Below are 25,806 nucleotides of genomic sequence, written 5' to 3' on the forward strand. Positions count from 1 at the left end.
CCGGGCCCGTCGGCGTTCCGGGCCGGTTGCCGCGCCGGGTGCACGGGTGCTCCGACTCATCGCTGCGTCAGGGGGATCGCGGCGGAGACGACGGTGCCCTCACCGGGCGTGCTCTCCACGGTCAGCCTGCCACCCAGCTGCCGCAGCCGGGCCCGCATCGCCGGCAGGCCGTACCCGCGCCCGCCCCCGGGGCCGGCCGCGTCCGGGTCGAAGCCCTGTCCGTCGTCGGCGATGTCCAGCACGGCCTGGTCGCCGAGGAAGGACAGCGTGATCGCGGCGGCCGAAGCCCCGGCGTGCTCGCGGACGTTGGCCAGTGCGCCCTGGGCGATCCGCAGCAGCGCGGACTGCGCGGCCGCGGGCAGCGGCACCGGCGTGCCGTCCAGGTGGAAGCGGACCGGCAGCCCGCTCTCGGCGGACTCCCGCTCGGCCAGCGACCGCAGTGCCCGGTCGAGGGTGCGGCCGTCGGACAGCTCCGCCGGGGCGAGGTCGTGGACGAAGCGGCGGGCCTCGGCCAGGTTCCGGGCCGCCACCTCGGCGGCGGTGCGGACGTGGGTGCGGGCGGTCGCCGGGTGGGTGTCCCAGGTGCGCTCGGCGGCCTGGAGCAGCATCTGCTGACTGGACAGGCCCTGCGCCAGGGTGTCGTGGATCTCCATCGCCAGCCGCTCGCGCTCGGCCAGGGTGCCCTCCCGCCGCTCGGTGGCGGCGAGTTCGCGCCGGGTGCGGACCAGATCGGCGATCAGCGCGCGCTGCCGGGCGGCCTGCCGGGCCATGACGAGGAAGACGCCGGTGGCGAGCCCGGCCACCGCGGGCGGCAGCAGGACCAGCGTGGCGTCGGCGCCGCCGGGCAGCCGGATCTCGGCGATCACCACCAGCAGGGTCAGCGCCCCGACCAGCGGGATGGCCGCCCTCGCCGGCAGTACCCGCAGCACGCTGTAGATCAGCGGGACGGCGCACCAGGCGAAGCTCGGCGCGAGCAGCACCAGCACCACCCAGAGGGCCACCACCAGGGCCAGCGGCCACCGGCGGGGCCGGCCCGGGGCGGGCGGACGGCGGTGGTCGAGCCAGGACCCGGCCGGCCGGGCGACCGCGAGGGCCGCGCTCAGCCCGATCACCCAGGGCGCCTGCGCGGTGCCGGAGTGGTGGGTGAGGTAGCGGTTGAGCGAGGCGGCGAGCAGCAGCAGGAAGGCGGAGTCCAGCAGCAGTGCCAACCGGCCCGCGTCCGGGTCGCCGGTGTCACGGGTGCCGAGGGTGTCGCCGGTGCCGAGGGCGTCCCGGCGGCCGGTGCCGGTGCGGTCCGCAGCGCCGCGGCCGGCGGTCGGACGGGGCTGCTGCACGGGTGGCTCCTGGCTGAACGGGTGGTGCGGGCGCGGCCTGCGCCGGCCTGCACCGGCCCGTACCGTCGCAGTCCGGCCTCGCACCGACCTGCGTCGATCCCTCGATGGTGACCCGTCCGGCCCGGGGCCGCATCAGCCGATCGGTTGACCCCGGCGTCCACCATCATGCCCGGACGTCCGCGCCGGACCGTCGATGTGGCGGCGCCTTCCCCGGGCGGAGGATCGAAGCACGCCGCCGGGCGATCCCCCCAACGGCCCGGCGGCCCCCGAACCCCGCCCCACCCCACCCCGCCACACCCACCCCGCAGATCCGCTGAGGAGCTGGACCATGAAGAAGACCTCCGTGCGCACCCGGGTGCTGACCGGCACCGTCGCCGCCGCCGCGCTCGCCGCCGCCACCGTGGGCGCCGTCTCGGCCAGCGCCGAGTCCACCGACACCCCGGCCGTCCCGGTGGCGGCGAAGGCCGACACCCAGAACAAGAACCTGGCCGCGAGCAGCGGCCTGACCATCGACGCCGCCACCCGCGCCGCCCAGGCCGCCCTGGACGCGGCCACCAGGGCCGGCCAGCACGTGTCGGTCGCGGTCGTCGACCGCGACGGTGTCACCCGGGTGCTGCTGAAGGGTGACGGCGCCGGCCCGCAGGCCCCGGTCTCGGCCGAGCGCAAGGCCTTCACCGCGGTGTCCTGGAACGCCCCGACCTCGGAGCTGGCCAAGCGGCTGGCCCAGGCCCCGAACCTGAAGGACATCCCGGGCACCCTGTTCCTGGCCGGCGGTGCCCCGATCCAGTCGAAGGGCGCTCCGATCGCGGCCGTCGGCGTCGCGGGTGCGCCCAGCGGCGACCTGGACGAGCAGTTCGCGCAGGCCGGCGTCGCCGAGCTGGCGAAGTGACGTGAGCCCGGCCGCCGGCCCGCCCCGCGCGAGGGGAGGGCCGGCGGCCGGGTCATGGTCTCGTTCGGGTGAACACCGGGAGGGTCGCCGCAGAACACGGGATGACCCTTCGAAAAGCCGGTGCCACTGTCAGTGGCGCGTGGCAGGCTTCCCGGTATGACGGCGTGGACCCTCAACGACATCGAACGTGCGATCCGCTCCTCCTGGGGTGTCGACACCTGTGCGCCCGAGGATCTGGCCCACTGGCGTCCCGACAATCCCGCCCGCGGCCAGTGCGGGGTGACGGCGATGGTGGTGCACGACCTGCTCGGCGGCGAGCTCATGATGGGCGAGGTGTACGTCGACGGGGTGCGGACGGACCTCCACTGGTGGAACCGCTTCGCCACCGGCTTCGAGATCGACCTCACCCGTGAGCAGTTCGGGCCGGACGAACTGGTCGGCCCCGGCCGCCCGGTGGCCCGGCCGGCCCGCCCCGGCCGGCTCCAGGCCCAGTACGAGCTGCTGCGCGGCCGGGTGGTCGCCGAACTGGAGCGCGGGGCGGCCGACGACCGCACCCGGATGCCGGCCCGCGCCTGCGCGTGAGCCGCTGCCCGGCCGCCGGTGCGCCGCCCGGTTCACCGGTCGGCCCGCGGGCGTTCTGACGTACAGTCGGTCGTGCACGAGCAGGTGCGGCGACGGGAGTGCGGGGATGACCGGGCGGACGATCGGCTTCGTGGGGCTGGGTTCGATGGGGCGCGGCATGGCCGGCAGCCTGCTGCGGGCCGGCCACACCGTACGGGTCTGGAACCGCTCGCCCGGGCCGGTGGCCGCCATGGTGGCCGAGGGCGCGGAGGCGGCCGACTCGCTCGCCGAGGTGTTCGCCGCCGACACGGTGGTCTCCATGCTCGCCAACGACACGGCGGTCGAGCGGCTGCTCGACCCCGCGCTGCTGGCCGGCGCCGCGGCGACCCTGCACGTCAACATGGCCACCGTCTCGCTCGCGCTCGCCGAGCGGGCCGAGGAGCGGTACGCCGAGCACGGCATCGGCTACGTCGCCGCGCCCGTCCTCGGCCGTCCGCCGGTCGCGGCGGAGGGACGGCTGAACATCCTGGTCGCGGGCGCGCCCGAACTGCTGGAACGGGCCGAGCCGCTGTTCGCCGCGATGGGCGAGCGCACCTGGCACTTCGGTGAGAGCCCCCGGCAGGCCAACACGGCCAAGATCAGTGCCAACTTCCTGATCGCCTGCGCGATCGAGTCGATGGCCGAGGCGTGCAGTCTGGCCGAGGCGCACGGCGTCCGGCCGACCGACCTGGTGGAGATGCTCAGCGGGACGCTCTTCCCCGGGCCGATCCACAGCGGCTACGGCTCGATGGTGGCCGAGCGCCGCTACGAGCCGGCGGGGTTCCGGCTGCCGCTCGGACTCAAGGACGTCGGCCTCGCGCTGGAAGCGGGGGCCGCGCGCAACGTTCCGCTGCCGTTCGGCAGCATCCTGCGGGACGCCTTCCTGGACGCGCTGGCCCACGGCGACGGGGACAAGGACTGGGCGGCCGTCGCGGCCGTCGCCCGCCGCCGGGCCGGACTGCCCGACTGACCGTCGGCCGGGCCGCCCCCCGGTCCGCGCCCGGTGCTCCGCGCCCGCGCTTTGGCATGGGCGCGGAATAAACCGGCGTTCGGGGGCTGCTCACTCCTGGGTCCGCACCGTATGCACGACGGAGGAGTCCTGATGGCCGATCAGCCGTCCGGCGCCGAGGCACCGCGCCGTTTCCTGTTCCTCGACGCCAGCGCCCGCGCCGACGGCAACTCGGCCCGGCTCGCCCGGCTGGCCGCAGGGTCGAGCCTGCCGGCCGGTGCCGAGCAGCGTTGGCTGCGCCTCGACGAGCACCCGCTGCCGCCCTTCCGGGACCTGCGGCACACCGGCGACGGCAGCTACCCCGAGCCGGCCGGCCACGAGCGGACGCTGCTGGACGCCACCCTGGCGGCCACCGACCTGGTCTTCGTCGCGCCGCTGTACTGGTACTCGCTGCCGACCAGCGCCAAGCTCTACCTCGACCACTGGTCGGCCTGGATGCGGGTGCCCGGGGTGAACCTCAAGGCCCGGCTGGGCGGCGGCACGCTCTGGGGCGTCACGGCGCTCGCCACCGAGGACGACAAGGCCGAGCCGCTGATCGGCACCCTCCGGCTGACCGCCGGGTACATGGGGATGCGCTGGGGCGGGGTGCTGCTCGGCAACGGCAGCCGCCCGGGCGAGGTGCTGGACGACGAGCGGGCGGTGATCGCGGCCAAGTCGTTCTTCGCGGACTGAACCCCGGGCCGGGTCCGCCCGCGCAGCGCGGCACCGACGGCTACGGCGGCCCCGGCCGACCGGGCGTCGCGCGCGCGTCCGCCCCCGCCACCGGGGGCCGTGCGCTACCGTCCTTCGGACGTGTACCCGTCACGCGGCACCCCGGCGGTCGACTCGGGGCAAGGTGCAAAAGCCTTACCAGTGGCCAGAGTTGGATGATTCGGGCACTTCGCCCCCCGGTTCGATTCGTAGCGTGCCACCCGCCTTCCGGACCGGTCGGGTCGTTCGGTACTCTCCGTCGGACTTTCAGCTTCGCGGGGGGTACGTGGCGTCTGCGGCCGCCCCCTCGCGCCCCGGGCCTCGCCCGGACACTTCCGTGAGGTCTCCTTGTCCATACGTCGCAGTCTTGCCCTTGCCGGAGCCGTCGCGCTCGCGTCCTCGCTCGTCCTGGCCGGCGCCCAGGGCGCCATGGCCGTCGGTGCCACCGGCACCCCGTCCGCCGCCGCGCAGCAGGCCGACAAGGCGTCGCACGCGAGCCTCGATCTCTCGCTGAACGGCGTGCCCGGCACCTTCATCGCCGGCGGTGACGCCCGCGAGTTCACCTTCAGGGTCGACAACAGGACGAAGCACGACTTCGTCTTCATCCCGCTGCTCAAGTTCAAGAACAAGGCGGGCTCGCTCCAGGCGAAGGACCTCAAGGTCCAGTACCGGCTCCCCGGGGGCGAGTGGCAGACCGCCGTGGTCGCCCCCGACCAGAGCGGGGAGAAGAACGACTCCGTCCTGATGATGCTCGGCACCCTCGACGGGGCCGGCAACCCGGTCGCCGACGACCTGCTCGGGGTGAACCGCGGCAAGAACGTCCCGATCAAGGTCCGGGCGTCCTTCACCGACGGTGCCCCGCTCGGCCGGGCCGGCGTCGTCCCGGTCGTCTTCGCCGCCGAGCTCGACGACTCCAGCCACCAGCCGGTCGACAACGGCCACCTCAGCTGCGAAGGCGGCGTGGGCTTCGTCATCAAGGCGCACGGCGGCGGCAAGCCGTCCCCGACGCCCACCGCGTCGCAGACCGGCAAGCCCAGCCCGACCCCGACCCAGACGGGCAAGCCCAGCCCGACCGCGAGCAGCTCCTCGTCGGCCACCGCGACCGCCACGCCGACGGAGAAGCCGACCGAGACGCCCACCGGCAAGCCGACCGAGAAGCCCACCGAGAAGCCCACCGAGAAGCCCACCGAGAAGCCGACCACCCCGGCCACCGGCGAGCCCTCCGGCTCGGCCACCGCCCCGGCCCCGGCCGAGAGCAGCGGCGACGCCGCGGGCCCGATCGACTTCCCGGTCGTGCCCCCGGTCATCACCCCGCCGCCGCTGACCCCGGCCGCCGTCGACAAGGCCAAGGCCGCCGCGGACGGCAGCGACAAGGCCCTGGCCCAGACCGGTGGCGGTGACAACACCACCGCCATCGCGGCCGCCGGCGGCGCCGTCCTGGCGGCCGGTGTCGGCACCCTCGTGGTGCTGCGCCGCCGCAAGTCCGCCCAGCAGGGCTGACCCGCAACGCACCGACGCCCGGGAGGGCCGGGCCGCGGCTGATGCCGGCCCGGCCCTCCCGGCGTTCCCGGGCACGCTCACTCCCGCAGGTCCGGGCGCGTCCCCGCAGCCCCCGCGCCGCCCGCGGATCCGTCCCGTCGGACGGATCCGCGGGCGGCGCGGACGGTTCTCCTCCGTCACATAGGATGTCCGGCCGGAGGGGGGCGGAACGGCGGGGAGAGGACAGGTGCGGACAGCACGCACGGCACGGGCCACCACCGACTACGAGGCGGCGACCGGGCGGATCGCCGGGTTGCCGCTGCGCAGGCACCACGTCCTGCTGGCCGCCTGGACGGTGCTCTGGTTCCTCCTGGTGGAGCCCAGCGGCGGCTTCTCCTGGCACTACCTGCGCCAGGGCGAGCAACTGCTCTTCAGCGATCAGCCCGACGGCGGCCTGTCGCTCTACGCCCGCCACCCGGAGCTCCAGATCGGCCCGGTCAGCCTGGCCGCGGCAAGGCTCACCGCCCCGTTCGCACCGCACACCGGCGAGCTGATCGCCGAGGCGGTGAGCGCCGGGCTGGGCCTGGTGATGCTGGTCGTGGTCGGCCGCACCGCCGCCCTGTACTACCTCGGCACCGGGATCAACCACCGGCGGCTCCAGCAACGGCTGCTGATCGCCGGGCTGGCGTTCATCCCGATGTGGGTCGAGGTCTCGGTCCGCTTCGCGCACCTGGACGACGTCCTCGCGCTGTTCTTCACCACCCTCGCCGCCCACGCCCTGGCCCGCGGCAAGCCCGTCCAGGTCGCGGTGCTCCTGGCGCTGGCGGTGGACTCCAAGCCCTGGGCGATCGCCTTCGCCCCGCTGATCCTGGCGCTGCCCCGGCCCGCCTGGCTGCGCACCGCGCTCTGGTTCTGCGCCCTGGTGGCGATCGCCTGGCTGCCGTTCTACCTGGGCAACCTGGACACCATGGCGGCCGCCAAGTTCACCATCCCGAACCAGCCCGCCTCCGCGCTGCGCTGGTTCGGGGTCACCGACCCGTCCACCCCCTGGTGGGACCGGCCCACCCAGTTCGCGCTCGGCATCGGGCTCGGCTGCGTCGCCGTTTGGCGCGGCCGCTGGCCGGCCGTGGTGCTGCTGGGCGCGGACGCCCGCGTCCTGCTCGACCCGAGCGTCTACACCTACTACACGGCCTCGATCCTGCTCGGCACCCTGCTCTGGGACGCGGTGGGGCAGAAGCGGCTCGTCCCGTGGTGGAGCTGGATCGCGCTGGTCGCGCTGTACGGCGGCACGCTGTTCCTCCCGTCGGACGCGGCCCGCGGCTTCGTCCGGCTCGCCTTCGTGGTGGTCTCCGCCGCGTACGTGCTGTTCTGGCCCGCGCAGCGGTCCCGTCGGCCGCGGTCCGGTGCGCCGGGCGACGGCGACGGCGACGGCGAGGGCGGTGCCGTCGGCCACCGGGGCGGGCGACGGCGCGTGCGGGTGTCGGCCGGCGCCGGGGTCTGATGCGGGAGGGCCCGCTCCCGTTCACCGCTTGACCCTCACGCGACGTGAGAGCCGAGGGTGGTGGTCAGCACCAGGGAGGAACTCCGATGACCAGTGAGGGCTACTCGGTCGGCGCCGTGGCGAAGATCGCCAAGGTGACCGTCCGCACCCTGCACCACTACGACGGGATCGGTCTGCTGTCCCCGGCCGGCCGTACCCGGTCCGGCTACCGCCGGTACACGGACGCCGACCTCGACCGGCTGCAGCAGATCCTCTTCTACCGAGAGCTCGGGTTCCCCCTGGAGGAGATCGCGGCGATCCTGGACGACGACTCGGTCAGCCCGACCGAACACCTCCGGCGGCAGCACCGGCTGCTCACCGACCGGATCAGTCACCTCCAGGAACTCGCCTCAGCCGTCGAACACGCCATGGAGGCACGGAGAATGGGCATTCAGCTGACCCCGGAGGAGAAGTTCGAGATCTTCGGCGAGGACTACCAGGAGGACTGGGAGCAGGAGGCCGAGCAGCGCTGGGGCGACACCACGGCCTGGGCCGAGTCGCAGCGCCGCACCGGCGGCTACTCCAAGGCCGACTGGCAGCGGATCCAGGCCGAGATGACCGGGCTCAACGACCGCCTGGCCGAGGCGCTCACCGCCGGCGAGCCCGCCGACGGCCCGGTGGCCACGGACCTCGCCGAGGAGCACCGGCAGCACATCTGCCGGAACTTCTACGACTGCACGTACACCATCCACCGCGGCCTGGCCGGGCTGTACGTCTCCGACCCGCGCTGGACCGACACCTACGAGAAGATCGCGCCGGGCCTGGCCCAGTGGCTGCACGACGCCATCCTCGCCAACGCCGACCGGCGCGAGGAGAAGCGCGCGGGGCAGTAGGTCGCGTGCCCGGGCCACCCCGCGCCCACCCCGCGCCCACGCCACCCCGCGCCCGATGAAGCGCCGGGCTCAGGCCACCCCGCGCCCGAAGGAGCGCCGGTAGGCGGTCGGGGAGGTGCGCATCACCCGGCCGAAGTGGTGGCGGAAGGTCGCGGCGCTCTCGAAGCCGACCGCCACGGCGATCTCCTCCACCGACCCCTCCGGCGACTCCAGCAGCGCCAGACTGGCCGCGATGCGCTGGGTGACGACCCAGCGCATCGGGCTGGTCCCGTTGCGGGCGGTGAAGTGCCGCAGGTACGAGCGGTCCGACATCCGGGCGGCGCCGGCCAGTTGCGAGATGGTCAGCGGGGAGGCCAGGTGGTCCAGCGCCCACTGCATGCTGCGGGCGATCCCGTCGTCCTCCTCCTCGACCGGGCGGACCGCCGCCTCGATGAACTGGGACTGCCCGCCGTCCCGGTGCGGTGCCACCACGAAGCGCCGGGCCACTGTGTTGGCCACTTTGGCGCCGTGGTCCCGGCGGACCAGGTGCAGGCAGAGGTCGATGCCGGCCGCGCTGCCCGCGCTGGTCAGCACGTCGCCGTTGTCCACGTAGAGCACGTCCGGATCGACCCGCACCGCGGGGTAGCGCTGCTGGAGCAGCTCGGCGTACCGCCAGTGGGTGGTCGCCCTCCGGCCGTCCAGCAGGCCGGCGGCGGCCAGGGCGAAGGCGCCCGAGCAGATCGACACGATCCGGGCGCCGCGCGCGTGCGCGGTGCGCAGCGCCTCGACCAGCGCGGGGGAGACGTCCCCGGCCCGGCGACCGGGAGATGCCCCCACGCCGCCGAACGCGTTCGGCACCCCGGGGACCACCACGGTGTCGGCCGCGGCCAGCTCGTCCAGCCCGTGCCGGGCGGTCAGCGTGAAGCCGCCCACCGCCTCCAGCGCCGTACCGGGCCGGTCCGCGCACACCTTCAGCCCGTACCAGGGCGCCGCCAGCAGGCCGGTCAGCTCGGGTCGCGCAAGCCCGAACACCTCGACCACCACGCCGAGTTCGAACGGCGCCATGCCCGGGAAGGCGTACACGGCGACGTCGTGCACGGGCTCCGGGCGCCGACCGATGGTGACGGCCACCGGCCGTGGCCCGACGGCGGCTTCGGCGACCGGGGCGCCGGCCGGGCCGTCGACGTTCTGCTCGGCCATGCGAACCCCCTGCTCACGGGTGGCGGAATGCCGGTGAGTGTAGCCGTCCCGGCCCCTTCGGAATTTTCTTCGAACCCGACTGCAACCTTCACCTCCGTCACACGTCCTTTGGTACGGGGGCGGAGGGAACCCGGCGGAGGGCGGCTGGGATGATCCCCCCGATCACGATCTTGATCAGGTGGACCTGACGGAACGGCGGCCGCCGTCACCGTCCCGGGGGAAAGCGGAATCGCGAATGTCCATGGCCATCGGGCCGACCGCCGTGCAGGCAGGGGGGCGCGGCTTCTCCGTCCGCGGAGTGGTCGCCGCACTGTTCGGCGCGCAGGAGGTCGGCGAGCCGCTCGCCGCCGTCGCCACCGAGCAGGAGGCGAAGCAGCGCCGCTCCGGGTTCCGGCTGCTGCGCGGCGGCCGGAAGCCCGCCGAGGACCGGCCCACCCTGACCGACCTCTACCACGCCCACCGGCTCGGTCTGGTCCGGATGGCGGTCCTGCTGGTCGACCACCAGGACCTGGCCGAGGACGTCGTGCAGGACGCCTTCACCCAGCTCTACCAGCGCTACGGCGAGGAGCTGGACGACCTCGACAACGCCCTCGGCTACCTGCGCACCTCGGTGGTCAACGGGGCCCGCTCGATGCTTCGCCGCCGCAAGACCGCCCGCGAGTACGTGCCGCCGCACGTGGCCGACGCCCCGTCCGCCGAGGACCACGCGGTGCTCAACGACGAGCACCGCCGGGTGCTGGTCGCCCTGCAGGAGTTGACTCCCCGCCAGCGTGAGGTGCTGGTGCTGCGCTACTGGTCCGACATGTCGGAGGCGCAGATTGCCGAGACCCTGGGACTGTCCCGGGGCGCCGTGAAGTCCACTGCCAGCCGCGCTCTGGACGCCTTGGAAAAGCACCTGGAGAAGGTTCGATGACCGACAAGCTCCCCCGCCGCATCGGCGGCGACGGCGACGGGCCGGCCGAGACACCGACGGAACGGCTGCTCCGCGAGGCGATGACGGCCCGGGCCTCCATGGTCACGGCGGCCGGCCTGCGACCGGCCGCTCCCCCGAAGAACCGCATCCGCCGGCTGCGTCCGGTGTACGCCGTCACCGTGCCGCTCGGCCTGGCCGCCGCCATGGCGCTCGGCGTGCTCACCTTCCACGGCGAGCCGGTCGCCCAGGACCAGGTCCCGCCCCCGGCCGCCACCCTGACCGCCGCGCCGAGCCCGACGCCCGAGCCGACCGGCGAGCCCAGCCCGACGGCTGCCCCCACCGCCTCGGGCACCCCCGCCGGCGAGGCCGAGCCCGAGGTCCCGCTCGCCGACGCCGCCGCCCCCTCCGCCCCCTCGGCCTCCAACACGCCGCCCGGTGCGGCGAGTTCGTACAACTTCAGGGGTGTCAGGTTCAAGGTTCCGGCCGGTTGGAAGGCCGTGCCGGTCTCGACCAGTCAGGTCTGCGTCCTGAGCCCGGGGGCTCCGACGGACCCGCAGCAGGGCTGGGCGCCGGCGAAGTGCGAGCCGTACGGCGTCCTGGTCGTGGTCTACAACAGCCCGGACGAGATCGTCGGCGGTGCCTGGCCGACGACGGCCGACCTGACCGCCGACGGAGGCTGGGGCCACCAGCCGAACTGCCCGATCTGGGGCCGGCCCTACATCCCCGAGAACGGCTACTCCTCGATCGGCGCCCCAGTGCGGACCAAGCCCACCGTGGCCGGCCGGACGATCGACAAGACCCAGTGGAACGTCACCTGCAAGCCCGGGGACACCTTCACGGCCCAGCTGTGGGGGATGGGTACGGACCAGGTCTTCGTGGTGGCGAACGGGCTCAAGAGCGACTACCAGTCGGGCCTGACGGCGATCGTCAACAGCCTGGACGTGAGCGGCCACAAGGCGCCGGGCCTGTCCGCGACCGAACAGGCCGCGAAGGACCTCGTCATCACGGTCGACGGAGGCATCGGCGCGGGGCAGAAGGTGTCCAACAGCGGCACCCCGGTGACCTTCACGGTGACGTACCGGAACTCCGGCCAGAAGACCTACGACAAGCTCCAGCCGCTGGTGTACACCAACGAGTACGCCGGGACGCCGCCGAACGAGGTGCTCCCGACGAACAAGGGCAAGCTGGAGCGCCAGGACGGCGGCAGCTGGACGGAGATCCCGCTCTCGATGGGGGGCGGCATGGACTACGCCGCGGTGAGCCAGAAGGCCTGGTTCTCGCTCGCGCCGGGTGAGTCCAAGAAGGTGACCTACCGGATGGCCCTGGACCTGGTGGACGGGCCGGGGACGATGCCGGTGTCCGTCCAGGCGACGCTGCCGTACGACGGCACCACGACGCTGACGCCGTTGAAGGAGCTGACCGTCCCGGTGACGGTCGTGAAGTAGCCGTCCCAGGCGGGCCGTCGAGGCGCCGTGACCGGGTATCTCCCCTGGTCACGGCGCCTTTCGGCGTTCCGGGCGAAGTCCGCGAAAAATTCTTCGAACCCACCTGCAACCCCCCGGGGGGATGGACGTCTATCAGGGTGAGAGGCGGGGAGAGCGAGCCGGCGGAGCCGGGGGGCTCGGGCCGGCTCCTCGGGGCGCGACATCAGGCGCCCGTTCATCCGATCACCATCACCTTCATCACCACGTGTCCTTGGGGGGACTGTCACATGAACGCGTCCGTTATCGCCCGTATTGCGAAGATCGTCCCGCTGGCCGTCGTCGCCGCCGTCGGTGTCGCCGCCTGCGGCCCGACGAGCGGCGGAGCGTCCGTCGCCGCCTCCGCCCCCACCTCCACCCCGGCCGTCACCTCCTCGGCCACGCCGGGCGCGGGCGCCGTCCCGGCCACCCCCACCCCGGCCGCGCCGACCACCCCTGCCGCGCCGACCACCGAGGCGGCTCCGGCCGCCGCCGCGCCCGCGGCGGAGGCGCCCGCGGCCCCCGCTGCCGCCGGCACCGACGCCAAGCCGTCCGCGAAGGCCCCGGCCAAGCTGGTCTCCGCCAAGCCGGCGACCAGGCCCGGCGGCATCGGGATCACCTTCAACGGCCTGCGCGAGGGCCAGAAGATCCAGGTGGGCGACAAGGTCGCGTTCTCGGTGACCTGGAAGAACAACGACGCCTCGGGCACCCGCGCGGTGGCGCCGGTGGTGGCGACGCAGCAGTACGAGGGCGCGCCGTGCCAGCTGGTGCTCTCGATGGCGGAGGGCACGCTGGAGCGCAAGGACGCCTCGGGCTGGACCGCCCTGCCGGCACTGAGCCAGGGCGGCGGGATGGACTACGCGGGCACCGGCGACGCCGCCGCCTTCACCCTGGCCGCGGGCGAGAGCCGGACGGTCGAGTACCGGATGTCGCTCGACGTGAACAACCGCCCCGGAAGCCTCGCCATCGAGGCGGACGCCCCGACCCCGCACGCCAAGTCGTACAAGGACATGGCCAGGAGCGTGGTGACCGCGAAGGTCGTCGATGCCCACCGCCCGGTGGTGAACTCGGTCTCCGAGCCGTCCCTGCTGGTCTACGGCGGCGCCCCGACCGAGTTCTCCTACAAGCTCTCCTCGCCGGACGGTGTCACCCGGCTGTACCCGTCGGTGTTCCTGTCCACCCGGAACAGCGAGGGGCTGTCCGAGTCGGACGTCACGGTGCAGGCGAAGGTCGGCGACGAGTGGAAGACCCTCACCACGGTCCAGGACTGCAACGGTCGGCTCGGGGCTGAGCCGGCCGAGCTGGCGGACCTCCTCCCGGGCAGCTCGGTCTCGTACACCTTCCGGGTCGCGGTGGCGCGGCACGCCGGACCGATGGCCATCGAGGTCGGCGGGGTGGCCGCCGGCCACCACAGCGCGGACTCCCTGGTCCAGCCCTACAGCAAGGGCTGAGCCCGCACCGAAGCCGAAGGGCCCGGCCTCCCACTGCTCGGGAGGCCGGGCCCTTCACCGTGGCCTCGTCATGGCCGTCGTGCGGCGGCTCAGGCGAGCGAGGCCATCCAGGCCTCGACGTCCTCGGCGCTGCGGGGCAGGCCGGCCGAGAGGTTCTCGTTGCCGTCGGCGGTGACCAGGATGTCGTCCTCGATCCGGACGCCGATGCCGCGGTACTCCTCCGGCACGGTCAGGTCGTCCTGCTGGAAGTACAGGCCGGGCTCGACGGTCAGCACCATGCCGGGGACCAGCAGCGCGTCGACGTGCTCCTCGCGGCGCGAGTGGGCGCAGTCGTGGACATCCAGGCCGAGCATGTGCCCGGTGCCGTGCAGGGTCCAGCGGCGCTGGAGGCCGAGCTCCAGGACCTTCTCGACGTCGTACACCGAGGCGTCCAGCAGGCCCCAGGCGAGCAGCCGCTCGGCGAGGACGCGCTGCGAGGCCTCGTGGAAGTCGCGGAACCGGGCGCCGGGCCGCACCGCGGCGATGCCGGCCTCCTGGGCGTCGTACACGGCGTCGTAGATCCGGCGCTGGAGCCCGGTGAAGCGGCCGTTGATCGGCAGGCTGCGGGTGACGTCGGCGGTGTAGAGGGTGCTGGTCTCCACGCCCGCGTCCAGCAGCAGCAGCTCGCCGGGGCGCACGTCGCCGTCGTTGCGCACCCAGTGCAGGGTGGTGGCGTGCGGGCCGGCCGCGGCGATGGTGCCGTAGCCGACGTCGTTGCCCTCGACCCGGGCACGGCGCCAGAAGGTGCCCTCGATCCAGCGCTCCGAGGTGGCGACGGCCTGGCCCAGCTCGCGGACCACGTCGGTGAAGCCCTTGACGGTGGCGTCGCAGGCGGCGCGCAGCTCGCCGATCTCCCACGCGTCCTTGACCAGCCGCAGGCCGCTCAGGAACTCCTTGAGCCCGGCGTCCTTGTCCTCGTCCAGGGCGTCGGCGAGCGCGGCCTCCAGGCCGGCGTCGTAGCCGCGGACGATCCGGGTCGGCACGGCGGGGTCCGCGGCCTTCGCGGCCAGCTCCTCGGCGGCCTGGCGCACGTCGCGGGCGGGCAGGCCGAGCAGCTGCTCCTGCTCGCTCAGGCTGTGCCGGCGGCCGACCCACAGCTCGCCGTTGCCGTCCAGCCAGAACTCGCCGTTCTCGCGGTTCGAGCGGGGCAGCAGGTAGAGCACGAACGCGTGGCCGGTGTCGCCGGTCGGCTCGCCGACCAGCACCGCGTCCTCGGTCTGGTCACCGGTGAGGTGGACGTACTCGCTGGAGGCGCGGAACGCGTAGTCGGTGTCGTTGGAGCGGACCCGCAGGTTGCCGGCCGGGACGACCAGGCGCTCGCCGGGGAAGGCGGCGGAGAGCGCGGCGCGGCGCTCGGCCGCGTACGGGGCCTGGGCGACGGGGGAGAGGCCGTGCAGCTCGGTGTCGGCCCAGCCGGACTTCATCGAGGCGGCCAGCTCGTCGGAGATCTCGCCGTAGAGACCGTTCTTGCGGCCCTTGTGCTGCTCGGGCTCCTCGCCGCCCTCGGCCTCGGGGTTCTCGGCCACCGCGGGGGTACGGTCCTCGGTCACGTGCAACGCCTCCTTGGGGGGTGGTACCGCCGCCCCTCGGGGGAGGTGTCGGATCGCGACACGCGCGGGCGGCCGTGCGTCCATGGTACGGACGCCGGGCCGCCCGCCCTTTTCGGGTCCGAACCTTCACTCGAAGCGGGCCGCCAGCAGCATCAGGTCGTCGGTGGCGGTGCCCGCGGGCGGCGGGGCCGGGCAGACGGCCAGCAGGTGGGCGCAGAGCCGGTCCGGGTCGATCCGCACGTCGCGCGGGGCGTCGGCGGCGGCGCGGCGCAGGTTGGCCTGCCCGGCGTGCAGGGTGGGGCCGAAGCGGCGGGCCAGGCCGTCGGTGTAGAGCAGCAGGGTGTCGCCGCGCTCGGCGGTGAACTCCACCCCGGGGGCCTCCCAGCAGGCCAGCATGCCGAGCGGGGCGGAGAGCGAGGTCTCGACGAACTCGGCGCCGTGCCGGCCGACCAGGACCGGCGGGCAGTGCCCGGCGCCGGCCAGGGTGATCCGGCGCTCCTCGGGCTCGACCCAGGCGTAGACGGCGGTGGCGGAGCGGCTCGGCTCGGTGGTCTTGAGCAGCAGCTCCAGGTCCCCCAGGACGGAGACCGGGTCCTCGCCCTCCAGCACCGCGTACGCCCGCAGCGCGGCCCGGACCCGGCCCATCGCGGCGGCCGCGCCGGGGGCGGAGCCGGGGCCCGCGCCGGGGCCGTCGCCGGAGACGGAACCGACGGTGAGGCCGATGGTGCCGTCCGGCAGCGGGATCGCGTCGTACCAGTCGCTGCCGGCGGAGCGCTCCAGCCCGGCGGGGACGAGCCGGGCGGCCAGCCGCAGCCCGGCGGCCTGGGGGAGGCGGTCCGGCAGCAGGCCGCGGCGCAGCGCCTCGGTGGTGCGCGAGATCCGGTCCGCCTCCAGCTGCTTGGCGAGCAGCGGGGCGGCGATCTCGCAGTAGTGGCGGGCCAGTTCGCGCTGGCATTCGGTCGGTTCGGCGGGCTCGTCGTAGAACCACAGGGCGGCGGCGAGCGGGCCGTCCTCGGCGGTGGCGAGCGGCAGGCCGTAGGCGCCGCCGAGGCCGAGGTGGACGGCGAGTTCGCGCAGCCGGGTGCCGATGGCCGGGTCCTCGGCGAGGTCGCGGGAGTGCAGCCGGGCGGGCCGGTCCCGTTCGCGCAGCAGCCGGGCCAGCAGGCTCTGCTCGGTCGGGACGGTCTCCAGGGCGCCGAGGCTGGCGCGGTCGAGGCCGAAGCCGACCGGCTGTCCGGGCCCGCCGCCGGGCCGCCTGGTGACCAGCACGCCGCGCCGGGCGCCGAGCAGGGCGGCGCCGGAGGCGAGGACGGTGTCCAGGGTGGCGGCCAGGCCGCGGGTGCGGGCGAGCCGCTCGGTGTGCTCGTGCAGGCTGGTGATTTCGGACAGGCGTCCGGCCAAACGGTCCTGCACGGCGGCGGACGGCGCCGTGCGGGCGTCCGTCGTGCCGTCCAGGGCGTCGACGGGGCCGGGCAGGTCCGGCAGGTCGAGGACGGTGAGCCCGCCTGCGCAGCCGGGTTCGCCCGGCTCGGCGGTCGTCGTCGACGGGAGGGCCGTCGACGGGTGGGACTCGTTCATGCCGTCACTCCTGACGCGGTGCTACGTGCCATGCGAAACCCCCAGATACGGCCAATGTGGAGCGAGCACGGCCTTAGGGCGCGTTTCGCCTCGATTCGCTACTACTCGTCATTGATCGACAGCAATGCCACCACTTCTACACAGGCCATTCGGGGCATGTCCAGATCCAGGACGACGCGGTGGCCTGTTCCACATCCATCGCGACCCGGTCGGGGGGCGCGCGGGGTTGGTGCGCGCGCCGGTCGGGCCGGGAGGCATGGAGCGGGCCGCGAACGGGCAGAACCGGGAGGACGGCCCGGGCGGCCGTCCGGATCGTATGTCCGTGCCGCCCGTGAGCCGGGCTGGCCGGAACTCTCTCACTCGTACGGTGGAACCAAGCGTGCCCGGGCGGCGTCCATCCGTCGCGTACGGGATTCTCGTTCCAAGGGCTGTGCCGGTGCGCGGCCCTTTCATGTCGTGCTCCACACCCGCTCCACGTCGAAGCCGCGCCGCCCGCCCTGCCGCCCGCCCCGCGCCGCGCCGCCCGGGGACCGTGCCGCGGCGGGCCCGCACGGAGGATCCCGACGGACGCCGGCGGGGCGGAGCGAACCGAGCGGTCAGGGAAAGGAACGAGCGCCATGCGTGAGAATCCGAAGGACCGGTCGGAGGAGCGTTCCGCCCGGCTCGCCGCGGCCCTGGCGGCCGCCGTCGACCACCGCTGGCCCGTGGTGCCGGGCGCCGTGCTGCGCGACGGCCGGTGCTCCTGCGGCGACCTGGACTGCACCGTCCCCGGCGCGCACCCCCACGACCCCTCGCTGCTGGCCGCCACCACGGACGCCCGGATGGTGCGCTGGTGGTGGGAGCGGCAGAGCCCGGACGCGCCGGTGCTGGCCGCCACCGGCTCCACGGTGTCGGCGGTCAGCCTGCCCGCGGCGGCCGGCGCCCGGGCGCTGGTCTACCTGGGCGCGCTGCGGCTGCCGCTCGGACCGGTGCTGGCGATGCCGGGCCGCTACGCGCTGTTGGTGGCCCCGTACTCGCTGGACGTGCTCGGTGAGATGCTCGCCCAACTCCCTTGGGTGCCGGGCTCGTTGCGCTATCACGGGCCGGGTGGCTTCCTGGCGCTGCCGCCCGGAGGCGCGGCCGCGGGGGTCGCCGCGGCCGGAGGGCGGGGGAAGGTGCGCTGGGTGCTGGCACCGCGGCCGGGTGCCGGCGGCGGGGTCTGGCTGCCGCAGGTCGGGCCGCTGCTGGGGGAGTTGGTGGAGGCGGCGGTCCGGTTGGACAGCGGACGCTCGGCCTACTGAGGAGCGCAGGTGCCGGGCGGGGCGTCGGGGCCTCCGCGTCGGGGCGTGCACCGGGGCGTTCCGGAAAAACAAAAGATCCGGCCGCTGGCGACGGGGGATGCACCAGCGGCCGGACTCTTTAGACAGTAACAAGGATCTGCGCCCGCGCCAATTTCCAAGACGCCCTCCACGCCCGGAAATTGCGCGTTCACCGCGACAATGTGACGCGTATCACGCGGATCCTGCGCGCTTTAGTTCAGGGTGACCTGACGGTTCACCAGGTTCGCGCGGGCGCGCCGCTCCTCGGCGGTCAGCGGGGTCCCGTCGGCGAGCACGGCGGCGAGCCGCTCGGCGAACTCGGCGGCCGGCTTCTCGCAGTCGGCGGCGGTCATCGCGAGCGGGAGGTCCCACACCGGGACGGTCAGGCCGTGCGCGCGGAACGAGCCCACCAGGCGGGTGTCCGCGCCGAGCGAGGCCTCGCCGGCCGCGTTCAGCCGGGCCAGCGCGTCCAGCAGTTGCTCCTCCGGCACGGTCATCACCCAGCGCAGGTGGTTCTTGTCCGGAGTGCCGCACCAGTAGGCGGAGTCCACGCCGGCGAGCTTCTCGGTCGGGATGGCCGAGGCGTTGGCGCGCTCCAGGGAGGCGGCGACCTCACCGGTGGCGGCCTCGGCGTCCTCAAGCCAGAACTCGAAGCCGGTGTGCACGGTGGGCGTGAACGCGGCCCCGGCGTCCAGCAGGTCCTGCAGGCGGCGCCCGCCCGGGACGGTCCGGCGGGCCGGCACCGGGCTGCCCGGCTCGGTGGCCAGGGCCAGCTCCAGGGCGTCCGCGAGGTCGCGGCTGAGGTCGCCGGAGGCGGACTGGGTCTGCAGGCCGAGCAGGATCGAGCCGTCCTGGCGGCGCAGGGCCGGCCAGGCCAGCGGCAGCACGGTGGCCAGGGTCACCGACGGGACGTCACCGGTGGCGCCGTCCGTCACCCCGGCGGCCAGCGTCAGCGGCACCGTGGCGGCGGGCACCAGCTCGCGCAGCGCCACCCAGTCGGCCTCGCCCGACAGGCCCTCGAACGGGCGGTGCACCAGCTCCTGCACCGCGTGCGAGGCCTCCCGGCCGTGACACGCCTTGTACCGGCGGCCGGAGCCGCAGGGGCAGTCCTCGCGGGCCCCGACCACGGGGATCTCGCCCGTGACGGCGGTGGTGGACTGGCGCTGCGGCGCCTTCTTGGCGGCCTTCTTGCCCATGCTGCGGCTCTCCCGGAAACGGTGGTCCTGTGTTCCGGGAAGCCTAACGACACATTCCCCGCGCCCGGCTCACGCGCTACGGGCGTCGCCCCCGGTGCGCCGGGCGTGCCGGGCCCGGGCGGGCAGCGCCGCCCAGACCGTGACCTCGCCGGGGGCGTCGCGCACGCCCCAGTCGCTGGCCAGCTGGTCGACGATGCTCAGGCCGCGGCCGCCGCGCGAGGTCAGCGAGGGACTCGCGGGCAGCGGCCGGGTGGCCGCCCCGCCGTCCGTGACCTCCAGGGTGAGCACCCCGTCGGCGTGCATCTGCCAGCGGACCAGCACGCCGCCGTCCGGCTCGTCCGAGCCCTCGGCGGACTCCCGGCCGCCCGGTGCGGCGCGCGTCCCGGACGGGACGCCGACCAGCACCTGCCCGAGCACCTCGGCCCGGCCGCTGCGGCCCAGGGCCGGCAGCGGGCCGAGCGGACGGGCGTATCGACAGGCGTTGCTCAACAGCTCGGAAAGGATCAGAACAGCATCATCGATGACCGGTTCCGGTATCTGCCGGTCACCCAGATCTCGACGCAGTCGGCGCCGTGCGACCCCGACACTCGCTGGGCCGTGCGGCACTGCCATGGTCGATGAAGTCGGCACTTCACGCGCCACCATCAACGCCACCCCCGGACCTCCTTCAGCGTATGCCGAGGGAGAGATGCCCCTTGGTAATGCGTCGGAAACGAGCACCGGACGATCCCGCGAGCCCATTTCGAGTGCGGCGACCGACGGTCGACATCAGGTCATTCCGTGCTCACCCTCTGTCGCCTGGATGCAAGAATTCCGGCAATTTCGCGCAAGGAAGGTTTGACTGCCGACCAGAGTGATCGGACCGGAGTGATCGGATCGGGGTGATCGGATCGGGTGATCGGATCGGGCCGACCGGACGCAAGTGACCTGACGGAGCGACCGGTTCGGGGCGACCGGATCGGGCGGGTGCGGCCCCGGACGCACCGGCGGATCACCGGCCGAGCTGCGCCAGCACCTCCGCGGGCCGGTTGGTGATGATCGCGGACACCCCGAGCTCCAGGCAGAGCTCGACGTCGGCCGGCTCGTCCACCGTCCACACGTGCACCTCGTGCCCCAGCTCGCGCAGCCTGGTCACCAGGTGCGGGCGGGCCCGCACCAGCTCGATGCCCGGGCCGGCGATCCGCGCCCCGCCCGGCAGCGGCGAACCCTCGCGCAGCCGGCCGAGCAGCGGCAGGGTCCGCTCGAACAGGAACACCCGCCGGTACTGCGGCGCGGCGGCGGCCACCCGGTTCAGCGCGATCGAGGAGAAGCTCATGATCCGGGCGGACGGGCGGTCGCCGCCCCGGGTCGCGCCGATCCCGAACCGCTCCAGCGTCCGCAGCAGCTCGGCCTCCACCCGGCCGCGGAAACGCACCGGGTGCTTGGTCTCGATCGCCAGGTCCACCGGGCGGCCGCACTCCACCACCAGCTCCAGCAGCCGCTCCAGCCGCAGCACGCCGCGCAGCTCCGGGTCGACGCTGGGGCGGCCGGTCTTCCAGGCGCCGAAGTCGTAGTCCTCCAGCTCGGCGAGGGTCATCGCCGAGACGGTGCCCCGGCCGTTGGAGACCCGGCCGATCCGGCGGTCGTGCACGCAGACCAGCGCGCCGTCGGCGGTGACCCGGACATCGCACTCCAGCGCGTCGGCGCCCTCGTCGAGCGCGCGCCGGTAGGCCGCGAGGGTGTGCTCGGGCAGGGCGTGGGAGGAACCGCGGTGGGCGATCACCTGGACGGACGGCACGGTGCGCGCCGCCGGCGAGGACAGGTCTGGGCTGGTCACAGGCCCAACGATAGGCGGCACAGGTGAAGCGCGGACAAAGACGGCCCCAACCTGTGGGGCCGTCTTCCTGCCCGCGGGGCCGTCCCGGCCGGGCCCGCGGGGCCGGGCCGCCCCCGCTTCGCCCGGTGCGGGCGGCCCGCTCAGTGCCGGTCGGCGCGGCGGGAGAGCGGGGTGAGCGCCCAGGTGACCAGGGCGGGCACCAGGAAGGCGAACAGCGAGGCGGAGGTCCACTCCTGCGGGGTGAAGTGCAGCGACTCCTGGGCCGAGGTCCAGAAGTCCGTCCACCAGCCGGCCACCTTGGTCGGCGCGATGAACTGGTAGACCGCGAAGCCCAGGGCCCACGGCAGCAGCATCGGCCAGCGGGACGGCGCGTCGGCGGAGAGGTTCCAGCCGCGCCGCCCGGCGCCGAGGAAGTAGTCCACCACGAGCACCGCCAGCAGCGGCACGAACACCGAGCCGATCAGCCCGAGGAAGCCGTAGTAGGTGTCGGTGAACTCGTCGATCCGCAGCGCCAGCACGGTGGTCAGCGCGCCGATCGTGCCGGAGAGCACCCGGCGGTCCACCTTCGGCAGCAGGTTCTGCACCGACATCGCCGTCGAGTACACGTTGGCGAAGGACTGGTCCGTCTCGCGCAGCACCAGCACCAGCAGGAACAGCCAGCCGGCCCAGACCCCGAGGAAGGAGTCGAAGATCCGGTTCGGATCGCCGTCCGACTGCAGCAGCGCCATCAGGCCGAGCACGTAGCACCAGACCTGGGCGATCGTGTAGCCGGAGAAGCTGCCCCAGAACGCCGAGCGCGGGGTGCGCGAGTGCCGGGTGTAGTCGGCGGCCAGCGGGACGAAGGAGACCGACACCGCGATCATCGCGTCGGTGGCGCCCAGGAAGCCGTGCCAGTTGCCCGCCCCCGGGTCCGGCACGCCCTGGCGGCCCAGCTGGACGGTGAAGTACACCATCGCCACCGCGACCGCCCCGGCCACGAAGCGGCGCAGCACCGCGATCGAGCCCAGCGGCCAGATGGTCAGCGCCGTGGTCAGCGCGCCCGCGAGCAGGACGAACAGCCAGCGGTAGCCGGTGGTGTGCGCGACGGTCTGCGCGCCCGCCGAGATGGTCAGCAGCTCGAACACGCCCCAGCCGATGCACTGCACGATGTTCAGCACCGTCGGCAGGTACGACAGCCGGGTGCCGAACAGCCCGCGCAGGTTCGCCATCGCGGGGGCGCCGGTGCGGGCGCCGATCAGCGAGGCCACGCCGAGCATCGCGGTGCCGACCGCCGTACCGACCGTGATCGCGGTCACCGCGGCGACCAGCGACAGCTCGCTGCCGGGGGCGCCGAGCACGGTGGCGGCGGTGGAGAAGCCGATCAGGCTGACGCCCAGGTTCATCCAGAGCGCGAAGTGGTCCCGGAAGCGCAGCGTGCGCGGCGGCTCGGTGTCCAGCACCAGGGGCGCTTCGACGTGCTCGGGGCGCTCCAGGACGGCGGTCGCGCCCGCGGCGGAGGCGTCCGCACCGGGGGCGGGAACGTTCGCGCCCGAAGAAGAGGATGGCGAAGCAGGCGGCATGGCCGATACTCCCTACGCCGGCATTACCCGGACAGGTTCCGGCGGTCAGCGCCCCCTCGACCGTCCGTCACTCGTGTGGCGTACGGTCGACATGCGCACTCTCAGCCTGGTGGGTCCAAGCTCCCGCGTGTCAGTTTGGAGCGACAGGCTAACCGGCACGGGGGCGAACGCCCAAGGCCGAGGGTGTGCGGTCCGCATCGCGGGACGCCCGGCGGGGGAGGGGAGCCTCGGCCGTCGGTGCCGGTGCCGGCGTGGGTGCCGGCGTGGGTGCCGGTGTCGGAGCCGGTGTTCGGTGCCGGCGTCGGGTGTCGGCGTCTGCGTCGGCTAAGGATTCTTATGAGTTCTTCAGAGGGGTCCTTACGGCAATCGAATCGACAGTGCGAAAAACTATGGTCCTTGGTTCTGCCAGCTATGGAGGTCGTCCGTGAGCACCGAGCGCGAGGTTGGGCCCGCCGGGCCGCAGGGGGAGCAGCCCGCCGGGCAGGGGGCGGCCGAGTCCGCTTCCGAAGGCCCCGCTCAGGGCGGGCACCAGCCGACCATGGCCTTCCGGCGGGTGCCCGAGCCGGAGTCGGGCGCCGTCGAGGCCGCCCCCGTCGAGGCGGCACCGCCCGTCGACGCCGTCGCGGCCGAGGGTGTCCCGGCCGAGGGCGGGCACAAGCCCACCGTCGCCTTCACCAAGGTGCCCGCACCGGAGGCCCCCGCGGCCCCTGCGGCGCCCGCCGCCGAGCAGCCGGCCGTCGACCCGGTCACCGGCTACATCGACGCGCCGCCGCCGGTCCTGCCGCCCGCCCCGCAGGCTCCGGTGGCCCCGCTCGCCGCGCCCGCCCCGGCCGCGGCCCCCGCCGCCCCGGCGCTGCCGCCGGCCGACAACCCGTACGCCACCCCGACCCACGGCGTCCCGGCCCCCGTCGCGCACGAGGGCTACGGCGCCGCTCCGGCCGCCCCCGTCGCGCACGAGGGCTACGGCGCCGCCCCCGCCGCGCACGGCCACCACCCCTTCGGGGCCGGTCAGCCGCTCGGCGGCTGGGGCCCCACCCACGACTCCACCTCCGGCGGCGCGGGCTACCCCGGCGGCCCGGCGGGCCCGCTCGGCTACCCGGCGGACCACCCCGGCGGTCCGGTCGGCCCCGGCGGCCCGCGCAAGAAGCGCGGCGGCCTGGTCGCCCTGATCGCGGCCGTCGCGCTGGTCGCCGGTGTGGCCGGCGGCGTGCTCGGTGTGACCGTCACCGACAATGCCGACAAGCGCAGCTCCGCGAACGACCACCGCAGCACCACCGTGCAGGCCAGCGACACCCAGAAGAACGAGCCCGCCCCCGGCTCGATCGCCGCCATCGCGCAGAAGGCGCTGCCCAGCGTCGTCACCATCAAGGCGCAGGGCAACGGCGAGTCGGGCACCGGCACCGGCTTCGTCTTCGACACCGAGGGCCACATCCTCACCAACAACCACGTGGTCGCGCCGACCCTCAACGGCGGCAAACTGACCGTCAAGTTCGCCGACGGTAGCTCCTACAGCGCCTCCGTGCTGGGCCACGCCGAGGGCTACGACGTCGCCGTGGTCAAGATCGACAACCCGCCGAAGAGCAAGTTGACCCCGCTGCCGCTGGCCGACTCCGACAAGGTCAACGTCGGTGACGCCACCGTCGCGATCGGTGCGCCGTACGGCCTGGAGTCCACCGTCACCAGCGGCATCATCAGCGCCAAGGACCGCCCGGTGGCCTCCGGCGACGACACCGGCTCGCAGGCCTCGTACATGAACGCCCTGCAGACCGACGCCTCGATCAACCCCGGCAACTCCGGCGGCCCGCTGCTCGACTCCGGTGGCGCGGTGATCGGCATCAACTCGGCGATCCAGTCCAACGCCTCCGCCAACGGCCGGGCCGGCAGCATCGGCCTGGGCTTCGCCATCCCGATCAACCAGGCCAAGTGGGTCGCGGACACCCTGATCAAGACCGGCAAGCCGGTCTACGCCAAGCTCGACGTGCTGCGCAACGACGACTACAAGGGCGACGGCGCGCAGATCCAGACCAAGGACATCCAGGGCCAGCCGGCCGTCACCCCCGGCGGCGCGGCCGACAAGGCCGGCCTCAAGCCGGGCGACGTCATCACCAAGCTCGGCGGCGTGCCGATCGACAACGGCCCGGCCCTGGTCAGCCGGATCTGGACGCACAAGCCCGGCGAGACCGTCGACGTCGAGTACACCCGCAACGGCCAGACCTTCAACACCAAGGTCACCCTCGGTCAGCGCGAGGGCGACCAGTCGTGACCCCCGCCCGCACCGAAACGTGTGCGCCGAACCCCGCCGGACCCGTTAGGCTGACCTCCGCCTGGAGAGCTGCCCGAGCGGCCTAAGGGAACAGTCTTGAAAACTGTCGTGGCGTGACCCGTCACCGTGGGTTCGAATCCCACGCTCTCCGCTGGTAGGAGAACCACCTGCTCAGGGCGGGTGCCGAGTTCGCTCGGCACCCGCCCTCGGTGTTTCCCGGACGGCCGGGTTGACCCTGACACGGTGGCAGGGGATGGAGTGGGCGCATCATGTTGAACATCGGAGACTTCGCCAGCCACGGCCGGGTGTCGGTACGGATGCTGCGCCACTACGACGCGATCGGGCTGCTGCGGCCCGCCCGGGTGGACCCGATCAGCGGGTACCGCTCCTACGAGGCGTCCCAACTGGCCCGGCTCAACCGGGTGATCGCGCTCAAGGAGCTCGGCTTCACCCTGCAGCAGGTGCGCGCCGTCCTGGACGAGCAGGTGGACGCGGCCGAACTGCGCGGCATGCTGCGGCTGCGGCGGGCCCAGCTCGCCGAGGCGATCGCCGCCGACGAGCTGCGGCTGGCCCGGGTGGAGGCGAGGCTCCGGACGATCGAGAGCGAGGGGACCATGTCCGCACACGATGTCGTGGTGAAGCGGGTGCCGTCCGTCCGGGTGGCCCAACTGGCCGGTGCGGCCACGAGTTACGAGCCGGAGGACATCGGCCCGGTGATCGGGCCGCTGTTCGCCGAACTGTGCCGGAGGCTGGCCGCGGCCGGGGTCGAGGCGGCCGGCCCGTCCGTCGCCCGCTACCAGGACGCGCCGGAGGGCAACGGCTCGGTGCTGGTCCTGGTGGCCGTCCCGGTGGGCCCGTCGGTGCGGCCGGGTGAGCACGACTTCGAGGTGCTCGACCTGCCGCCGATCGAGGAGGCGGCGACGATCGTGCACCGCGGCCCGATGGACGACGTGCTGGGCACCGGCCAGGAACTGGCCCGCTTCATCGAGGAGAACGGCTACCGCTCGGCCGGCTACGCCCGGGAGCTGTACCTGGAGTGCCCGGAGGACCGGGCCGGGTGGGTCACCGAGCTGCAGGAGCCGGTGGTCCGGCGGTAGCCGCGCTTGCCCTCGACCGGGTCGAGGGCCCTA

Annotated in this window: 21 protein-coding genes, 1 tRNA gene and 1 riboswitch; of the genes, 14 read left to right on the forward strand and 8 right to left on the reverse strand. The window is 74.1% G+C overall.

What is annotated here, in order from left to right; all coding sequences use genetic code 11:
* Positions 1-56 precede the first annotated feature (56 nt).
* On the reverse strand, positions 57-1,334 hold the full coding sequence (locus ACZ6EM_RS06325) for a sensor histidine kinase (RefSeq protein WP_465771823.1): 1,278 nt from the start codon (positions 1,332-1,334) through the stop codon (positions 57-59).
* 328 nt (positions 1,335-1,662) lie between these two features.
* On the opposite strand from ACZ6EM_RS06325, the gene ACZ6EM_RS06330 reads away from it, so the two are divergent.
* The 7 genes from ACZ6EM_RS06330 to ACZ6EM_RS06360 all read left to right on the forward strand — a co-directional run bounded on the left by ACZ6EM_RS06330 (position 1,663) and on the right by ACZ6EM_RS06360 (position 8,374).
* The gene (locus tag ACZ6EM_RS06330) at positions 1,663-2,223 is read left to right on the forward strand and encodes a GlcG/HbpS family heme-binding protein (protein WP_401048307.1); all 561 of its coding nucleotides are present in this window, start codon (positions 1,663-1,665) and stop codon (positions 2,221-2,223) included.
* Positions 2,224-2,379: 156 nt separating this feature from the next.
* Complete coding sequence (locus ACZ6EM_RS06335) at positions 2,380-2,805, forward strand: YunG family protein (protein ID WP_359897774.1); 426 nt, start codon at positions 2,380-2,382, stop codon at positions 2,803-2,805.
* Between the two features lie 106 nt (positions 2,806-2,911).
* Positions 2,912-3,793 carry an NAD(P)-dependent oxidoreductase gene (locus ACZ6EM_RS06340; protein WP_359897775.1) on the forward strand — a complete coding sequence of 294 codons (882 nt, stop codon included), beginning with the start codon at positions 2,912-2,914 and terminating at the stop codon, positions 3,791-3,793.
* Between the two features lie 132 nt (positions 3,794-3,925).
* Positions 3,926-4,504 carry a flavodoxin family protein gene (locus ACZ6EM_RS06345; protein WP_465771824.1) on the forward strand — a complete coding sequence of 193 codons (579 nt, stop codon included), beginning with the start codon at positions 3,926-3,928 and terminating at the stop codon, positions 4,502-4,504.
* A 366-nt stretch (positions 4,505-4,870) separates the two neighbouring features.
* Positions 4,871-6,022 (forward strand): LPXTG cell wall anchor domain-containing protein, encoded by a 1,152-nt coding sequence (locus ACZ6EM_RS06350; protein WP_465771825.1) that lies wholly within the window; start codon positions 4,871-4,873, stop codon positions 6,020-6,022.
* A gap of 226 nt (positions 6,023-6,248) precedes the next feature.
* On the forward strand, positions 6,249-7,502 hold the full coding sequence (locus ACZ6EM_RS06355; RefSeq protein ID WP_452180990.1) for a hypothetical protein: 1,254 nt from the start codon (positions 6,249-6,251) through the stop codon (positions 7,500-7,502).
* Positions 7,503-7,588: 86 nt separating this feature from the next.
* Positions 7,589-8,374, forward strand: a complete 786-nt coding sequence (locus ACZ6EM_RS06360; protein WP_452180991.1) for a MerR family transcriptional regulator — start codon at positions 7,589-7,591, stop codon at positions 8,372-8,374.
* A 69-nt stretch (positions 8,375-8,443) separates the two neighbouring features.
* On the opposite strand, the gene ACZ6EM_RS06365 is transcribed toward ACZ6EM_RS06360, so the two are convergent.
* Positions 8,444-9,451 carry a helix-turn-helix domain-containing protein gene (locus ACZ6EM_RS06365; RefSeq protein ID WP_465771925.1) on the reverse strand — a complete coding sequence of 336 codons (1,008 nt, stop codon included), beginning with the start codon at positions 9,449-9,451 and terminating at the stop codon, positions 8,444-8,446.
* Positions 9,452-9,788: 337 nt separating this feature from the next.
* Between ACZ6EM_RS06365 and ACZ6EM_RS06370 the strand changes: the two genes are divergently transcribed.
* From ACZ6EM_RS06370 to ACZ6EM_RS06380, 3 genes are all read left to right on the forward strand, one after another.
* Positions 9,789-10,466, forward strand: coding sequence for an RNA polymerase sigma factor (locus ACZ6EM_RS06370; RefSeq protein ID WP_401048318.1), 678 nt, complete (start codon positions 9,789-9,791; stop codon positions 10,464-10,466).
* Positions 10,463-11,911 carry a hypothetical protein gene (locus ACZ6EM_RS06375; RefSeq protein ID WP_465771826.1) on the forward strand — a complete coding sequence of 483 codons (1,449 nt, stop codon included), beginning with the start codon at positions 10,463-10,465 and terminating at the stop codon, positions 11,909-11,911. The genes ACZ6EM_RS06370 and ACZ6EM_RS06375 overlap by 4 nt, the downstream gene beginning before the upstream one ends.
* Before the next feature lie 266 nt (positions 11,912-12,177).
* Entirely contained in the window at positions 12,178-13,377 is a 1,200-nt protein-coding gene (locus tag ACZ6EM_RS06380) for a hypothetical protein (RefSeq protein WP_465771827.1), read from the forward strand.
* Positions 13,378-13,466: 89 nt separating this feature from the next.
* On the opposite strand, the gene ACZ6EM_RS06385 is transcribed toward ACZ6EM_RS06380, so the two are convergent.
* On the reverse strand, positions 13,467-14,966 hold the full coding sequence (locus ACZ6EM_RS06385; RefSeq protein WP_401054927.1) for an aminopeptidase P family protein: 1,500 nt from the start codon (positions 14,964-14,966) through the stop codon (positions 13,467-13,469).
* A 126-nt stretch (positions 14,967-15,092) separates the two neighbouring features.
* A complete protein-coding gene (locus ACZ6EM_RS06390) occupies positions 15,093-16,544 on the reverse strand; it encodes a PP2C family protein-serine/threonine phosphatase (RefSeq protein WP_401049108.1) in 1,452 nt (483 codons plus the stop codon).
* Between the two features lie 617 nt (positions 16,545-17,161).
* Here ACZ6EM_RS06390 and ACZ6EM_RS06395 point away from each other — a divergent pair.
* Positions 17,162-17,824: a bifunctional DNA primase/polymerase gene (locus ACZ6EM_RS06395; protein WP_401049106.1), complete on the forward strand. Its 663-nt coding sequence runs from the start codon at positions 17,162-17,164 to the stop codon at positions 17,822-17,824.
* A 230-nt stretch (positions 17,825-18,054) separates the two neighbouring features.
* Here ACZ6EM_RS06395 and ACZ6EM_RS06400 read toward each other — a convergent pair whose 3' ends face one another.
* From ACZ6EM_RS06400 to ACZ6EM_RS06415, 4 genes are all read right to left on the reverse strand, one after another.
* Positions 18,055-19,038, reverse strand: coding sequence for a DUF5926 family protein (locus ACZ6EM_RS06400; RefSeq protein WP_465771828.1), 984 nt, complete (start codon positions 19,036-19,038; stop codon positions 18,055-18,057).
* 69 nt (positions 19,039-19,107) lie between these two features.
* Entirely contained in the window at positions 19,108-19,683 is a 576-nt protein-coding gene (locus ACZ6EM_RS06405) for an ATP-binding protein (protein WP_387726706.1), read from the reverse strand.
* 346 nt (positions 19,684-20,029) lie between these two features.
* Positions 20,030-20,854 carry a glycerophosphodiester phosphodiesterase gene (locus tag ACZ6EM_RS06410; protein ID WP_401049103.1) on the reverse strand — a complete coding sequence of 275 codons (825 nt, stop codon included), beginning with the start codon at positions 20,852-20,854 and terminating at the stop codon, positions 20,030-20,032.
* A gap of 140 nt (positions 20,855-20,994) precedes the next feature.
* The gene (locus ACZ6EM_RS06415) at positions 20,995-22,413 is read right to left on the reverse strand and encodes a purine-cytosine permease family protein (RefSeq protein ID WP_465771829.1); all 1,419 of its coding nucleotides are present in this window, start codon (positions 22,411-22,413) and stop codon (positions 20,995-20,997) included.
* Positions 22,406-22,550: riboswitch (TPP riboswitch) on the reverse strand. Its footprint overlaps the gene before it by 8 nt.
* 287 nt (positions 22,551-22,837) lie before the next feature.
* Between ACZ6EM_RS06415 and ACZ6EM_RS06420 the strand changes: the two genes are divergently transcribed.
* From ACZ6EM_RS06420 to ACZ6EM_RS06430, 3 genes are all read left to right on the forward strand, one after another.
* Positions 22,838-24,676 (forward strand): S1C family serine protease, encoded by a 1,839-nt coding sequence (locus ACZ6EM_RS06420; RefSeq protein WP_465771830.1) that lies wholly within the window; start codon positions 22,838-22,840, stop codon positions 24,674-24,676.
* 63 nt (positions 24,677-24,739) lie between these two features.
* Positions 24,740-24,827, forward strand: a tRNA-Ser gene (locus tag ACZ6EM_RS06425).
* 118 nt (positions 24,828-24,945) lie between these two features.
* Positions 24,946-25,773, forward strand: coding sequence for a MerR family transcriptional regulator (locus ACZ6EM_RS06430; RefSeq protein WP_465771831.1), 828 nt, complete (start codon positions 24,946-24,948; stop codon positions 25,771-25,773).
* Positions 25,774-25,806: the final 33 nt, after the last annotated feature.

This window comes from Kitasatospora sp. NPDC041917 (genome assembly GCF_055589745.1).

Bases quoted from the DNA above. Each gene is read 5' to 3' on its own strand.
- ACZ6EM_RS06340 (WP_359897775.1), top strand. From the start codon at position 2,912: ATGACCGGGCGGACGATCGGCTTCGTGGGGCTGGGTTCGATGGGGCGC.
- ACZ6EM_RS06360 (WP_452180991.1), top strand. From the start codon at position 7,589: ATGACCAGTGAGGGCTACTCGGTCGGCGCCGTGGCGAAGATCGCCAAG.
- ACZ6EM_RS06430 (WP_465771831.1), top strand. From the start codon at position 24,946: ATGTTGAACATCGGAGACTTCGCCAGCCACGGCCGGGTGTCGGTACGG.
- ACZ6EM_RS06335 (WP_359897774.1), top strand. From the start codon at position 2,380: ATGACGGCGTGGACCCTCAACGACATCGAACGTGCGATCCGCTCCTCC.
- ACZ6EM_RS06370 (WP_401048318.1), top strand. From the start codon at position 9,789: ATGTCCATGGCCATCGGGCCGACCGCCGTGCAGGCAGGGGGGCGCGGC.
- ACZ6EM_RS06400 (WP_465771828.1), bottom strand. From the start codon at position 19,038: ATGGGCAAGAAGGCCGCCAAGAAGGCGCCGCAGCGCCAGTCCACCACC.
- ACZ6EM_RS06395 (WP_401049106.1), top strand. From the start codon at position 17,162: ATGCGTGAGAATCCGAAGGACCGGTCGGAGGAGCGTTCCGCCCGGCTC.
- ACZ6EM_RS06415 (WP_465771829.1), bottom strand. From the start codon at position 22,413: ATGCCGCCTGCTTCGCCATCCTCTTCTTCGGGCGCGAACGTTCCCGCC.
- ACZ6EM_RS06380 (WP_465771827.1), top strand. From the start codon at position 12,178: ATGAACGCGTCCGTTATCGCCCGTATTGCGAAGATCGTCCCGCTGGCC.
- ACZ6EM_RS06330 (WP_401048307.1), top strand. From the start codon at position 1,663: ATGAAGAAGACCTCCGTGCGCACCCGGGTGCTGACCGGCACCGTCGCC.
- ACZ6EM_RS06405 (WP_387726706.1), bottom strand. From the start codon at position 19,683: ATGGTGGCGCGTGAAGTGCCGACTTCATCGACCATGGCAGTGCCGCAC.
- ACZ6EM_RS06375 (WP_465771826.1), top strand. From the start codon at position 10,463: ATGACCGACAAGCTCCCCCGCCGCATCGGCGGCGACGGCGACGGGCCG.
- ACZ6EM_RS06345 (WP_465771824.1), top strand. From the start codon at position 3,926: ATGGCCGATCAGCCGTCCGGCGCCGAGGCACCGCGCCGTTTCCTGTTC.
- ACZ6EM_RS06390 (WP_401049108.1), bottom strand. From the start codon at position 16,544: ATGAACGAGTCCCACCCGTCGACGGCCCTCCCGTCGACGACGACCGCC.